Raw genomic sequence first — 13,784 nt, 5'->3', positions numbered from 1 at the left:
CCCGGTCGCCCGGCCCGGGAACGCGCCTCAGCGCCGTCGGCCCGCCGCCAGCAGTTCCGCCACCGTCGCCAGCTTCACCCGCGGCCGCCCCTGCGCCGCGCCCCGCTCGCGCTCCGCCCGGTCCACCGCGCGCAGTTCCTTCAGCCCCACCGCGTCCGGCCGGCGCCGCCGCACCAGACGCTCGAACTCCGCGCGCCCCGAAGGTGGTTCGGGCAGCAGCCGGGCCACCGCGTCGTCCAGCAGCGCGTCCACCGTCTCCCGGGCGCAGGCCCGGTTGGCGCCGATCCCGCCGGACGGGCCGCGCTTGGCCCAGCCCACCACGTACACGCCCGGCAGCGCCCGTCCGGTGGCCGGGTCGACGACCCGTCCGCCGCGCTGCGCGACCGTCCCGCTCCGCTCGTCGAACGGCAGCCCGGGCAGTGGCACGCCCCGGTGCCCGATCGAGCGCACCACCAGCCCGGCCCGCAGGGTTTCCCTCTCCCCCACCACCCGGAGCGGCTCGCCGTCCGCCGTCAGCGTGGTCCGCTCGACGGTCAGCCCCGAGACCCGGCCGTCCTCCCCGGTCAGCTCGACCGGCGCCGACAGGAAACGCAGCACGATCCGCCGCCCCGGCCCCGGCTCCGCGCCCCCGTCGTACCGCACCAGCGGCAGGCCGGCGAGCAGCCCGGCCCTGGAGTCCGGCGCGGCCGCCTCGATCGCCACCCGCACCTCCGGGTGGTCCTCGACCACCAGCTCGACGCCCGGCAGCCGGCCCAGCGCCAGGAACTCCGGCCTGGTCCAGGCCGCCTGCTCGGGCCCGCGCCGGGCCAGCAGCACGACCTCCCGGACCCTGCTGCCGCGCAGCGCGGCCAGGGCGTGGTCGGCGATGTCGGTGGCGGCGAGCCGGTCGGGGTCGGTGAGCAGGACGCGGGCGATGTCCACCGCGACGTTGCCGTTGCCGACCACCACCACCCGCTCGGCGGACAGCTCCACCGTGTCGGCGGGCACCGTCGGGTCGGCGTTGTACCAGCGGACGAAGGAGGTCGCGGGCAGGCTGCCCGGCAGGTCCTCGCCGGGCACGCCGAGCCGCCGGTCGGCGGCCGCGCCCACCGCGTACACCACCGCGTGGTGGTGCGCGGCCAGCTCCTCGTGGGTGACGTCGGTGCCGACGTCCAGGTTGAGGTGCATCCGCAGCCGGGGGTCGTGGAAGACGCTCGCGAAGCTCTCCGCGATCCGCTTGGTGGACTGGTGGTCGGGCGCGACGCCGTGCCGCAGCAGGCCGCCGGTGACCGGCAGCCGGTCGATCATGGTGATCTCCGCGCTGGTGCAGCGCAGCAGCTCCTGCGCGGTGTACCCGGCGGACGGCCCGGTGCCGACCACGGCGATCCGCAGCGTGCCGAGCCCGCCGGGCAGGCTGCGCGGGAAACTGGGCGCGCCCCAGGCGTGGTCGTTGGGGTGGTCGCGGAACCAGTCCCGGTTGAGGTCGCCGAAGACGACGTCCGGGCCGCGCAGCCGGTCGACCGGGAACACCGCGTCCACCGGGCAGGCGTCCGCGCAGGCGCCGCAGTCGATGCACGCCTGCGGGTCGATGTACAGCATGTCGGTGCTGCCGAACTCCGGTTCCTCCGGGGTCGGGTGGATGCAGTTGACCGGGCAGACGGACACGCACGAGGCGTCGTTGCAGCAGTTACGGGTGATCGCGTAGGCCATGGCCGGAGTGGGGTCCTCGCTCTAGCTGGTCGGTCGTCCTGGTCGGTCGTCCTGGTTCGTCGCCCCGTTCGTCGTCAGAGCATGTGAACGCGGCGGTAGACGGCGGCCGAGCGGCTGGTGAGCAGCCCGGCCTCGGCGAGGAACGCCATCAGGTGCCGGGAGCTGTTGCGCATCATCGCCTTGCGGTGCTCGTTCTCCTTCACCTCGGCGAGCGCCCGTGCGACGTCCAGCCCGGCGGCCTTGTACACGCCCGGGTGGACCATGCTGCTGACGATGACGTACGCGCCGATCGCGATGCCGGTGGCCGAGGTGCGGCGGCGGGCCGGGCCCGCGTGGCGCATCCGTTCGCGGATCTCCTGCCGGGCGAACTTCATGTGCCGCGACTCCTCGACCACGTGGATCCGGGAGGTGCCGCGGACGATCTCCAGGACGTTCTCACCGCGCATCCAGTCACGCTGCATGACGTCCAGCACCTCCTCGGCCACCAGGATGCCGCCGTAGGCGAGTTCACCCTTGGCGAGCGCCTTGAAGGCTCGCCCGGCCTGGGCGATCACCTTGTTGGGCCGGTAGGCGGGGACGCCCATCTTCTGGCAGGCGCGGGCGAACATGATCGAGTGGCGGCACTCGTCGGCGATCTCGGTGAGCGCGAACTGGAACTCGGCGTTGGCGGGGTTCTTGAGGTACTGGTCGCGCAGCACCATCTGCTGGAGGATCATCTCGAACCAGATGCCGGTGTTCATGATCGAGCAGACCTCGTGCCGGGTGAGGGTGACCCGCTGCTGCTCGGTCATCCCGTCCCAGAGCCGGGTGCCGTAGAGGGTGCTCCACTCGGGATTGAGGCCGTAGTGCTCCTCGGGGAGGGGGGCGTCCCAGTCGATCTCGGTCATGGGGTCGAAGGAGAGGGTGGCGGCCGACTCCAGCAGCCGCTTCGAGACGTCGTCGTCGGCCACCGTGTGGCCGTGCTCGGTCGCCTGCCGGGTGAGGGCCATGGCTGCCTCCAGGTGCCTGCTCCTGCGGGCTCCCGCTCACCCGCTTATTAGACGGACAGTACAATAAGAGCCGGACGGCGAGAACCCCCCGTGCAGGAGACAACCGGCGGGAGGGTGAGCGCGGCGGGCGCGCGCAGGGGGTGGCGAGGAGGCGGTGGTGGCGGGTGAGGACGGCCCGGCGTCACCGGCGGTCCGCCGCGTCGAAGGCGGCGAGGGAGAGGGTCGCGGGGCGGAGGGCGTGCCGGAGCGCCGTCAGGGTGGAGGGCTCCAGCCCGCCGAGGGCTTCGGAGAGTTCGTCGGCCACGTCGTGGGCGACCTCCGCCGCCACCGCGTCCGTCCCGGCGCGCGGCCCGAGTTTGCTGACGGCGGCTGCGGCGCGGGCGGGGGTGAGGAAGGCCGAGGCCTGGACGAGCAGCCAGGCGGGGACGCCTGCCGCGCCTTCCGGCGGGGGGAGGTAGGGACGGGCGCCGTCGTAGCGGTCGTCCTCGGCGAAGGCCCTCTGCTTGACCTTGACGACAGGCCGGGCGGCGTCCGACTCGTGCCATTCACCGGCCGGTTTGAGCACGTACCCCTCGGCGAGGTTGTCGGGCAGTTCCGGCAGTCCGAGCAGGGCCGGGACCCTACTGGGGAAGGCGACCGGCAGCTCCTGAAGGGTTTTCAGCGCGCCGTGTCCGAGCAGGGGCACGCAGGTGAGGCCGGCGGCGGACGCGGCGGACCGGAGCTCGCGGTCGGCGATCCAGCACCGCCCTGCGGCCGTCTCCACCGTCGCGTCGAAGGGCAGCCAGCGCAGGCCGGGGGCGTACCAGACGCCGGTCTGCACGGGCTCGGCTCCGGGGACGGCGGGCACGCCGGGGTGCGGATAGCGGCCGCCGGCGAGCTCGCCGTAGACGGTGACGACGGCGGATTCGCCCCGGGTCGCCCGCAGGGCCGCCGCGAAGCGCCGGGCCGCGACGAGGAGTTGCGGCCAGATCCGGCTCACGCCGAAGAAGGCGTCGAGTTCCTCGTCGGCCAGCAGGTCGCGCCGTTTGGCGGGCCGGACGGACGGGTCCTGGCAGACGACGGCGAAGTGCGCGCCGTGCACCTTCTCCGCCGCGGTCCATTCGCGGCTCCCGGGTGCGCCGGAGCGGCCCCGGGCGGGGATCTTCGGGTAGGGCTTCAGCTCGGCCACGAACAGATCCTCGCGGCAAGGCCCTCCGGTGACAACGGGATTCGAGCGGCTCTCAGCGGCCGGCGCCCGCCCCCCACACGCCGACGAGGTGCGCGTGCAGCAGTTCCTCCGCCTCGGCCGCCGACCGGTGCCCGATGAGCACGTGCGCGGTGAGCCCGTCGGCGAGCGCGAGGAGGGTACGGGCTTCGCGCCGGGCGTCGACGGCGCCCGACGCTTCGGCGATGAGTCGTGCGAGCAGCCCTTCGAGGTCGGCATAGCTGGTCCGCAGTCCGGTCGCCAGGGCCGGGTTGACGGCGGCCGCGGCGAGGAAGGCGAGCCAGATCCGGGCTTCGGCCCGGTGCTCGTCGCGCAGCAGGGCCACCTCGCCGACGACGTGTCCGACGGTGCTGGCGGCGGACTGGGCGGGGCCGGCGACGACCCGGCCGTGGGCGCGCTCGGTGACGCGCGCGCCGATGTGGCCGAGGGCGAACTGCAGCATCTCCTCCTTGGTGCGGAAGCAGCGCTGGACGGCGCCCATGGAGACGTCCGCCCTGGTGGCGACGTCCCGGAGGGTGACTCCTTCGAGGCCCTGGGCATCGATCAGCGCACACACGGCCTCGGCGATCCGTCGGCGCCGGTCCTCCTGGTCGACCTGTTTCGGCATACCGCTCCCCGCACTTCCCGTCCGCGTTCCGACGCCCGCCGAACGTCCGCGTCCCGACGTCCGCGTCCGCCATTAATTCGATGCAAGCGTATCGGCTCGCCCGCTAAGGTTCCGATGCAAGCGCATCGGAACGAATTCGGGAGCCCTCATGTGGAAACTCTCCGCCACCGCCATCGCCGCCGCCGTCCGCGGCGGCGAGGTGTCCGCCCGCGAGGTGGTGGACGCCCACCTCGCCCGGATCGCCGAGGTCAACCCGCGGGTGAACGCCGTGACCCAGCTCCTCGCCGACCGCGCCCGCGCCGCCGCCAGGGAGACCGACCGGGCCCGGGCGGCCGGGGAGCCGCTCGGCCCGCTCGCCGGGGTGCCGTTCACGGTCAAGGAGTGCACCCGCATCGAGGGCGTCCCGACCACCTTCGGCACGCCGCGCTTCCGCGAGCTGGTCGCCCCCGCCGACGCCGTCCCGGTGGCCCGGCTGCGCGCCGCCGGGGCGATCCCGATCGGGCACAGCAACATGCCGACCCTGATCCTGGCCGGGATGCACACCCGCAGCGAGCTGTACGGCGACACCCGCAACCCCTGGGACGCGGCCCGCACCCCCGGCGGCACCAGCGGCGGGGACGGCGTGGCGGTGGCCACCGGCATGGCCGCACTGGGGCTCGGCAACGACTCCGGCGGCTCGGTCCGCATCCCGGCCACCTTCTGCGGGGTCGCCGCGCTCAAGCCGACGACCGGCCGGTTCGCCGCCGACCAGCGGATGCTGGGCCCGACCGACCCCGGGCCCGCCTCCCAACTACTCGTCACGGACGGCCCGTTGGCCCGTACGGTGGCCGACCTGCGGCTCGCCTACGAGACCCTGGCCGGACCGGATCCACGCGACCCCCGCGCCGTCCCGGCACCGCTGTACGGAGAGCCGCCGCACGGAGGGCCGCTCGACGGCCGGCCGCGGGTCGCCGTGGTCGCCGATCCGGGCGGCCACGGCGTCCACCCCTCCGTCCGCCGCGCCGTCGAGGGCGCCGCCGAGGCCCTGCGCGACGCCGGGTACCAGGTGGACGAGGTCCCCGACGTCCCCCGGCTGGACGAGGCTCTGAAGGCCTACCACCAGCTCACCAGCACCGAGTTCGCCCCCAGCTGGCCCGCCGTGCGGCAACTGCTGGGCGAGGGCGGCGACCGTTTCATCGAGCTGACCATGCGCCACAACCCGCCCGTCGACGCCGCCGGGCTGATCAGGCTCATGGGTACCTGGATGAACATCCGCCGCTCCTGGACGGAGTTCCTGGACGCGTACCCGCTGCTGCTCGGCCCGGTCTTCACCGAGCCGCCGGTGGAACCCGGCCTGGAGTCCCGGGACCAGGCCGGGCGGGACCGGGTCGCCTCGGCGATGCGGCTCTGCTCGGTCACCAGTTTCGTCGGCGTCCCGGCCGTCGCCGTCCCCACCGGGCTGGACGCCGAGGGCCTGCCCACCGGGGTGCAGCTGATCGGGCGCCCGTTCCGCGAGGACCTCTGCCTGGCCGCCGCCCAGCACGTCGAGGACCGGCTCGGCACCCTCACCCCGATCGACCCCTTGATGTGACGAAGGGCCTCACCCGGCCACTCCGGGTGGGGCCCAGTGTCCTCGTGCCCGCCCCGCGGCCGGGCCGGCACCGCCGCCGTCGACCACCGTGGTGACCGGGCGGCCGTCGACGGGACGGGATCCTCCCACCGGTCACAGTCCTCTCCGGGGCCGGCGTGGTGGTGCTGCTCGAAGGGCTCCGGCGGCGCGGCCCGCCCGGGCCGCAGCAGGTCGAGCCCGAAGCCGAGCATCACCAGGCAGCCGCCCGTCAGGACCATGGCGCCCAACGCCGTACCGATCTCGCCGGCCACCGGTTCACTCCTGGGTGCGGGTCGGGGTCACGGTGTCCCGGGCCGACGGGCGCCCCAAGAACCGGGGGGGTCTTGAGGCGCCCTTCGGCCGACGCCGGGGCCGGCGTACGGGGGATGTTCCGGCCCCGGCGGGCTGACGGGTGGGCGGTGAGCGATCCGCTCGGGCCACGCCACCCTGGCTCGTGATCCGTGCTTCCGGAAGGTCAGTACTCCGGAAGGCCGGTACTTCGGAAGGCCGGTACTTCGGAAGGTCAGTACTTCTTCGAGTCGGTGCAGGTCTTCCGCAGGTCCCTGAGCCGGTCGTTCTGTTCGGCCAGGTAGTCGACCACGGTGCGGGCGCCGTGGTCCTTCGGCTGGGCGTCGCGCAGCGACTTCGCGGTGGTCTCGACGGCCTTGCGCAGGTCGTCGTCCGGTGCGATCTTCGCCAGCTCGTCGAGCTTGTCCGCGCGCTCGCGCACGTCCTTGCGGGCCTTGTCGGCGTCGTTCGGGAAGGGATCGAAGAGGGTCAGCCCCAGCACCCGGGAGCACACCTCGACCCGGTCCGCGGTCGTCTGGGTGTCGACCTTGCAGGCGGTCGCTCCGAGGGCGAGCACGGTGACGGCGGCCAGGCAGAGCGCCGCCCGCCGTCCCGGACGTCGACGTGCTCGGGCCGTGTTCCCTCGGGCTGCCAACGTTGCGTCCACAGCGGCTCCTCCACCGGCAGCTCGTCTTCCGGCGGACCCGCCGTACCGGTTCCGCCGCGCTTGTTCGGACGGCTTCATCGTCCCCCGCGCCGGCCCTCCGGCACACGGGTGCGGGTACCCAGTCAGAAGTGCAGTTCGCTGCACCACCGCCCGCCGGGCGGGGCTCAGATCCCCTGGCTCACGTACAGGTCGGACATCGCCACCAGGATGCGGCGGTCGCCGCTGAACGGCTCCCGGGCGTGGGTGGCCAGGAAGTTGTCGACCACCAGGACGTCCCCGCGCTGCCAGGGCACCGACACCGCGGCCTCCTGGTAGAGCTTGCCGATCAACGCCACGGCCTCGTCCTCGATGGGCGTGCCGTCCCCGTAGAACGCGTTGCGCGGCACGCCCTCCGGACCGTACTCGTCCAGGAGGTACTCCGCCACGTCCCCGTCGAGGGTGGAGACGTGCCACATGTGGGCGTGGTTGAACCACACCGTCTCACCGGTGTGCGGGTGCCGGGCGACGGCCTGGCGGACCGAGCGGGTGCGCAGCCCGTCGTCGCCGGTCCAGGTGAACTCCGTGTCCGAGGCGCGGCAGTACGCCTCCACCTCCGCCCGGTCGGTGGTCTGGAAGACGTCCTGCCAGGGGATGTCCAGTCCGGGGCTGTAGTTGCGCACATAGGCGACGCCGTGCCGCTGGAAGCGCTCGCGGATCTCCTGGGGGATCTTCGGGAACACGGCCCGCTCGCTGGCCACCGGGGTGGCTCCGCCCTGCGCGGACGGGCGGTCGCCGTAGAAGTACAGGATGCTCGGCCAGTTGTGGGAGTACGACATCTCGTGGTGGAAGTCGATCCAGCGGTCGGCGGCCAGCTCGGTGGAGGTGAACACCTTGTCGGCGATCTCGGTGCGCGGCGCGGCCCGCTCCAGGTAGTCGAGCAGGTCGGGCGAGTACGCGCGGGCGGCGCTGCCGAACTCCGCCGGGCTGTCGACCGCGAATCCCCGGAACAACAGGGCGCCGTGGCGGTGGAGTTCGTCGACGAGGCGGGCTCGGTTGGCACCGATCCACCGGTCCAGGCGCACGCCCGGTTCGGCGGCCTCGATGCGCAGCAGGAACGGCTCCGGGTCCACCGGGGCGGTCGTCACCCGGCCGCCGGAGAAGGGAGCTGACGGGTCGGCCGCGGTGTTCGGCTGGGTCATGGAAGGGCTCCAGTCAGGAGGAGGATGTGGACGGGCAAGGTCGGGCGGGCCGGTGAGGGGGCTGCGGCCGCCCTCACCGGCCCCACCGGAGGGACGTCAGGCAGCGGCCTCGCGGACCTCCAAGGTGCAGCACTTGACGCTGCCGCCGCCCTTGAGCAGCTCGCTCAGGTCCATCCCGATCGGCTCGAAGCCGCGCTTCCGCAGCTCCCGTGCCAGGCCGGTGGCCGCCTCCGGGAGCACCACGTGCCGCCCGTCGCTGACCGCGTTGAGCCCGAACACCGCCGCGTCCTCCTCGGACGCCAGCACGGCGTCGGGGTACAGCCGTTCCAGCACGGCCCGGCTGCCCGGCGAGAACGCCCGGGGGTTGTACATCACCTCGTCCTCGGACAGCACGGCCAGCGCGGTGTCCAGGTGGTAGTAGCGCTCGTCGACCAGCTCCAGGCTGACGACCGGGCAGCCGAAGAACTCCTGGGCCTCGGCGTGCCCCGGGGGCTCGCTGCGGAAGCCGGTGCCGGCCAGGATCAGGTTCCCGGCCACCAGGAAGTCGCCCTCGCCCTCGTTGATGTGCTCGGGGTCGTGCAGTTCGGTGAAGCCGTTGTCGCGGAACCAGGCCAGGTAGGCGGGCCCCTCGGCGGAGCGCTCGACGTTGCGGAACCGGGCGCCCAGGACCTTGCCGTCCACCACCGTGGCACCGTTGGCGGCGTAGACCATGTCGGGGTAGCCCGGGAGCGGGTCGATCAGCTCCACCTCGTGGCCCAGTTCCAGGTAGAGCGCCCGCAGCTTCTCCCACTGGGCGACGGCCAGGTCGGTGTCCACCGGCTTCGCCGGGTCCATCCACGGGTTGATCCGGTAGGTGACCTCGAAGTGGGTGGGACGGCACATCAGATAACGGCGCCGACGGGCCTCGCGGGCGCGGGCGGCGGACTGCGTTCGGTCGGTCATGGCTCTCCTCGGGAGGTGTGACGGACGTGGCGGCGGCGCGGAGGACGCCGCGCGGGGCGGGGTTCAGGGGGTGGCGCGGACCAGCTCGCGCAGGCCGTCCAGCATCCCCGTCAGCAGTTCGGTGACGGACTCCTCGGTGAAGTGCCCGGCGGGGTAGGTGCAGCTGAACTCCATCCGCCCCTCCTCCACCGCGCCGACCACGTCCAGCGGGTGCGCCCGGTGCTCCGCGGGGTGGTGCTCGGCGCCGCCGTGCGGGAGGGGACGCACCACCAGTCCGTCGCCGGCGGCCGCGGTGTCCCACTGCCCCAGGTAGTTGAAGCCGACCAGGGCCCGCACCCGGGCCGGCCGGGGGTGGCCGGGCCGGTCGGCGGCCAGGTGGCGCAGCGCGCCGTAGCCGATGCCGTGCTGCGGTACCGCCCGCAGCTGCCGCTTGACCGTGCGGACCGCCGCGGACATCGGCGCGTCGGCCGGGACGGCCAACGCCAGCGGGTGGGCTGCGGTGAACCAGCCGACCGTACGGGACAGTTCGACGCCGTCGAGGAAGTCCTCCCGGCCGTGGCCCTCCAGTTCGACCAGGGTGCGGTCCCGGCCGGTCCAGCCGGTCAGGGACCGGCCGAGCGCGGCCAGCAGCACCTCGTTGATGCGCGCCCGGTGCGCCCCGGGGACCCGGCGCAGCAGGGCGTCGGTCTCCTCCGCGGTCAGCCGCCCGTGGACGGTCCGGGCCTGCTCCACCAGCCCCGGGTCGGGGACGGCGGGGGCGTCCGCCGTGGCGGCCCGCCAGTACTCGGCCTGGTCGTCGAAGCCGCCCTCCGCGGTGAACCGCTCCAGGCGCCGCGCCCACTGCCCGAAGGAGGTGCTGAGCGGACCGAGGTCGACGTCCTTGCCGGCCGACAGCTGGCCGTACCCGATCCGCAGGTCGTCCAGCAGGACGCGCCAGGAGACGCCGTCCACGGCGAGGTGGTGCGCGGTCAGGAAGAGCCGGGGCGGCCGGTCGGCCAGGGTGAACAGCGCCGCGCGCAGCAGCGGGCCGTCGGTGACGGACAGGCCGGTCTGGGCCGCGAGGACCGCCGCGTCGATCCGCTCCGACAGCTGCTCCTCCGGGGTGCCGGAGAGGTCGAGGTGGGTGAAGTGCCAGCGGCCGTCGGGGTGTTCGACGACCTCCTGGCGCCACTGGCCGTCGGTGCGGGTGAACCGCAGCCGCAGCGCGTCGTGGCGGGCGACCACGGCGGCCAGTGCGGCGCGTACGGCCGCGGGGTCGGCGTCGGGGGCGAGTTCCAGCAGGACGGACTGGTTGAAGTGGTGCGGATTGGCGGTGTGGGTCTCGAAGAACCAGTGCTGTACGGGGGTCAGCGGCACCGGCCCGGCGTCCGGCTGCCCGCCCTGTTCCGCCCCGGAGGCGTCGGCGGTGCGCACCAGCTCGGCGAGCCGGGCCACCGTCCTGGCCTGGAAGAGCTCCTTGACGGTCAGCTCCAGTCCGGCCTGCCGGGCGCGGGAGACCACCTGGGTGGACAGGATGGAGTCGCCGCCGAGGTCGAAGAAGGCGTCGTGCACGCCGACCCGCTCCACGCCGAGGACGGTGCGGAAGATCTCCGCCAGCACCTCCTCCCGGTCGGTGCGCGGCGCCACGTGCTCGCGCCGCGCCGTCACCGGCCGCTCGGCCAGCGCGCGCCGGTCCACCTTCCCGTGCGCCGTCAGCGGCAGCCGGTCCAGCACGGCGAAGGCCGACGGGACCATGAACTCCGGCAGCAGCGCGGACAGTTCGTCGTGCACCCGGCCGGGGTCGAGCGTCTGCCCGGCGACCGGGACCAGGTAGCCGACCAGCTGCTTGCGCCCGCCGTGGTCCAGCGCCAGGGCGCACGCCTGGTCCACTCCGGCCAGTCGGCCCATCGCGGTCTCGATCTCGCCCAGCTCGATCCGGAAGCCGCGGATCTTCACCTGGTCGTCGGTGCGCCCCCGGAAGTCGAGCTCCCCGCCGGGGAGCCAGGCGCCCAGGTCGCCGGTGCGGTACAGCCGGGCGTCGGGGTCGTCGCTGAACGGGTGGCGCACGAAGCGCTGCCCGGTCAGTTCGGGACGGCCGAGGTAGCCCCGGGCCACGCCGCGTCCGCCGATGAACAGTTCACCGGTCACGCCGACCGGGACCGGCCGCAGCCGCTCGTCCAGGACGTAGACCTCCACGCCGGCGATCGGCCTGCCGATGGGCAGCCGGGCCGCGTCCGCGGGGATCTCGCCCTCGAACAGCGCCGCGCCGACGGTGGCCTCGGTGGGCCCGTAACCGTTGACGAAGCGGTGCCGGCCCGACCAGGAGCGGGCCAGCTCGACCGGACAGCGGTCGCCGACCGCGAGCACGGTCGAGCCGGCGGCGAGGTCGGCGGGGTCCAGGGCCGCGAGGGCCGCGGGCGGCAGGCTCAGCAGCACCGGCTCGCCCTTCGCCAGGCCGACGACCAGTTCGGGTCCGATCGCCTCGACCCCGGCCTCGGGCAGGCACAGGGTGGCGCCGGAGGTGAGCGCGAGGAAGGTCTCCCACACCGCGCCGTCGAAGCTGGGCGAGGACAGTTGGAGCACCCGGCCGCCCACACCGAGCCCGAACCGCCGGGCGGTGGCCGTGACCATGTTGACCAGCCCGCGGTGACGGAGCAGCACGCCCTTGGGGGTGCCGGTGGAGCCGGAGGTGTAGATGACGTACGCCAGCGCCTCCGACCCGACCCGCGGTTCCTCGCCGGTGTCCGCGCCGGCGCCGGCGCCGGGCCACGGCCCGTCCACGGCGACGGCACGGACGGCCGTGTTGGCGAAGTCGCCCAGCAGCGAGCGCTGGGTCAGCACGACCGGCGCCGCGGTCTCCGTGAGCATCAGCTCCCGCCGGGCGGGCGGGAAGGCCGCGTTCAGCGGGAGGAATGCCGAGCCCGTCCGCAGTGCGGCCAGGGTGGCCACCACCAGGTCCGGGCCGCGGTCGAGGCAGATGCCCACCACCGAACCGGGCGCGACTCCCGAGGCGATCAGGTGCCGGGCCAACTCGCCCGACCTGCGGTCCAGTTCGCCGTACGTCAGCCGCTGGTCGCCGCACTCCACGGCGACCGCCCCGGGGTGCTCCGCCGCGTGCCGGGCGATCAGCTCGTGCACGCCGACGTCGTCGAGGTCCGGCGCGGGGGTGCGGGCCCAGTCGACGGTCAGCCGCCGGTGCTCCTCGTCGGTGAGCAGCGCCAGGTCGGTCCAGGGCAGGTCGGGCGCGGCCGCGATCGAGCCGAGCAGTGTCACCAGGTGCCCGCACAGCCGCCGTACGGTCGTGGCGTCGAACAGGTCGCCGCTGTACTCGACGTCGACGCCCAGCGAGCCGTCGGACCGCTCCTCGAAGCCGAGGACGAGGTCGAAGCCCGTACTGGCCTGGGGGAGCCGGTACTGCTCGACGCCCAGACCGCTGAGTTCCAGCTGGGCCTCCGGCGCGTTCTGCAGGACGACCAGGACCTGCGCCAGCGGCATCCGGCCCGCGTCCCGCTCGGGCTGGACCGCGTCCACCACCTGTTCGAAGGGCACCTCCTCGTGCTGGAAGGCCTCCAGCACGGATTCGCGGGTGCCCGCCAGCAGTTCGGTGAACGACCGGTCGGGGTCCAGCCGGGCCCGCAGCACCAGGGTGTTCAGGAAGAAGCCGACGACCTCCTCCAGGCCGGGGTGCCCGCGCCCGGCCACCGGCGTGCCGACGGCGACGTCGCGCTGCCCCGTCCAGCGGGCCAGCAGCACCTGGGCGGCCGCGGTCAGCGTCATGAACAGCGTGGCTCCGCACCGCCGGGACAGCGAGCGCAGCCCGTCGGCCACCCCGGACGGCACGAGGACGGACTCCACGTCCCCGCCCGAGGTGCGCACAGCCGGCCGGGGCCGGTCGGCCGGCAGCTCCAGCGGCGACAGGCCGGCCAGCTGCTCCCTCCAGTAGGCCAGCGACGGCGCCAGCGCCTCCGGTGAGCACTGTTCGCGCTGCCACACCGCGAAGTCGGCGTACTGCAGCGGTACCGGCGCCAGGTCGGCGGCCCGGCCCTCGCGTCCGGCCCGGTACAGCTCGCCGATCTCCCGGGTGACGACGCTCATCGACCACCCGTCGTGGTTGATGTGGTGCAGTGTCAGGACAAGCACGTGCTCCCGCTCCGCCAGGCGGACCAGCAGGGCCCGCAGCAGCGGGCCGGTGCGCAGGTCGAAGGGCCGGGCGAGGTCCCGCGCCACCGCGCGGTCCAGCTCCGCCTGCCGGTCCGCACCGGCGGGTCCGCTCAGGTCGACCTGCTCGAAGGGGACGGTGAACTCCTCGCACGGGGTCTGCACCGGTGTTCCGTCGACCGAGTCGAAGGTGGTGCGCAGCGCCTCGTGCCGCCGCACCACGCCGACGAGGGCCTCCCGCAGCGCCCCGGCGTCGAGCTCACCGGTCAGCCGCAGCCCGAAGCAGGAGTTGTAGCCGACCGACTCGGGGTTTAACTCGTGCAGGAACCACAGGCGTTGCTGGGCGAACGACATCGGCAGCGGCCCGGTGCGCGGCACGGTCGGGATGCCCGGTTCCTCGGCCGGACCGGAGGCTCCGGCCAGGCGGCGCAGCAGTTGTTCTCGCAGGTGCGCCGGCAGCGCGGCGATCCTGTCCTCGCGCGATGTGGACACGTC

General features: G+C 74.1%; 9 protein-coding genes. 1 reads left to right on the top strand and 8 read right to left on the bottom strand.

Going from position 1 to position 13,784, the window contains the following annotated elements:
* Window positions 1–27: 27 nt before the first annotated feature.
* The 4 genes from HS99_RS37580 to HS99_RS37565 all read right to left on the bottom strand — a co-directional run bounded on the left by HS99_RS37580 (window position 28) and on the right by HS99_RS37565 (window position 4,489).
* Window positions 28–1,689 carry an FAD-dependent oxidoreductase gene (locus tag HS99_RS37580; RefSeq protein WP_030553371.1) on the bottom strand — a complete coding sequence of 554 codons (1,662 nt, stop codon included), beginning with the start codon at window positions 1,687–1,689 and terminating at the stop codon, window positions 28–30.
* A gap of 74 nt (window positions 1,690–1,763) precedes the next feature.
* Window positions 1,764–2,678 (bottom strand): AurF N-oxygenase family protein, encoded by a 915-nt coding sequence (locus tag HS99_RS37575; protein WP_030287891.1) that lies wholly within the window; start codon window positions 2,676–2,678, stop codon window positions 1,764–1,766.
* 181 nt (window positions 2,679–2,859) lie between these two features.
* Window positions 2,860–3,846: an RNA ligase family protein gene (locus HS99_RS37570; RefSeq protein WP_050366545.1), complete on the bottom strand. Its 987-nt coding sequence runs from the start codon at window positions 3,844–3,846 to the stop codon at window positions 2,860–2,862.
* A gap of 52 nt (window positions 3,847–3,898) precedes the next feature.
* Window positions 3,899–4,489: a TetR/AcrR family transcriptional regulator gene (locus tag HS99_RS37565; protein WP_030287895.1), complete on the bottom strand. Its 591-nt coding sequence runs from the start codon at window positions 4,487–4,489 to the stop codon at window positions 3,899–3,901.
* Between the two features lie 148 nt (window positions 4,490–4,637).
* Here HS99_RS37565 and HS99_RS37560 point away from each other — a divergent pair, with 148 nt between their 5' ends.
* On the top strand, window positions 4,638–6,059 hold the full coding sequence (locus HS99_RS37560) for an amidase (RefSeq protein WP_030287897.1): 1,422 nt from the start codon (window positions 4,638–4,640) through the stop codon (window positions 6,057–6,059).
* 541 nt (window positions 6,060–6,600) lie between these two features.
* On the opposite strand, the gene HS99_RS37555 is transcribed toward HS99_RS37560, so the two are convergent.
* The 4 genes from HS99_RS37555 to HS99_RS37540 form a co-directional block, all read right to left on the bottom strand.
* On the bottom strand, window positions 6,601–7,032 hold the full coding sequence (locus tag HS99_RS37555) for a DUF8711 family protein (RefSeq protein WP_030287899.1): 432 nt from the start codon (window positions 7,030–7,032) through the stop codon (window positions 6,601–6,603).
* Window positions 7,033–7,196: 164 nt separating this feature from the next.
* Window positions 7,197–8,210, bottom strand: coding sequence for a TauD/TfdA family dioxygenase (locus tag HS99_RS37550; RefSeq protein WP_046385744.1), 1,014 nt, complete (start codon window positions 8,208–8,210; stop codon window positions 7,197–7,199).
* Window positions 8,211–8,306: 96 nt separating this feature from the next.
* Entirely contained in the window at window positions 8,307–9,152 is an 846-nt protein-coding gene (gene ddaH, locus HS99_RS37545) for a dimethylargininase (RefSeq protein WP_030287902.1), read from the bottom strand.
* A gap of 63 nt (window positions 9,153–9,215) precedes the next feature.
* Window positions 9,216–13,781, bottom strand: a complete 4,566-nt coding sequence (locus tag HS99_RS37540; RefSeq protein ID WP_050366547.1) for a non-ribosomal peptide synthetase — start codon at window positions 13,779–13,781, stop codon at window positions 9,216–9,218.
* Between the last annotated feature and the right edge of the window lie 3 nt (window positions 13,782–13,784).

Source organism: Kitasatospora aureofaciens (assembly GCF_001188955.3).
Lineage (GTDB): Bacteria > Actinomycetota > Actinomycetes > Streptomycetales > Streptomycetaceae > Kitasatospora > Kitasatospora aureofaciens.
The sequence above is the reverse complement of the archived record's forward strand: the minus strand, read 5'-3'. Positions and strand labels throughout refer to the sequence as shown.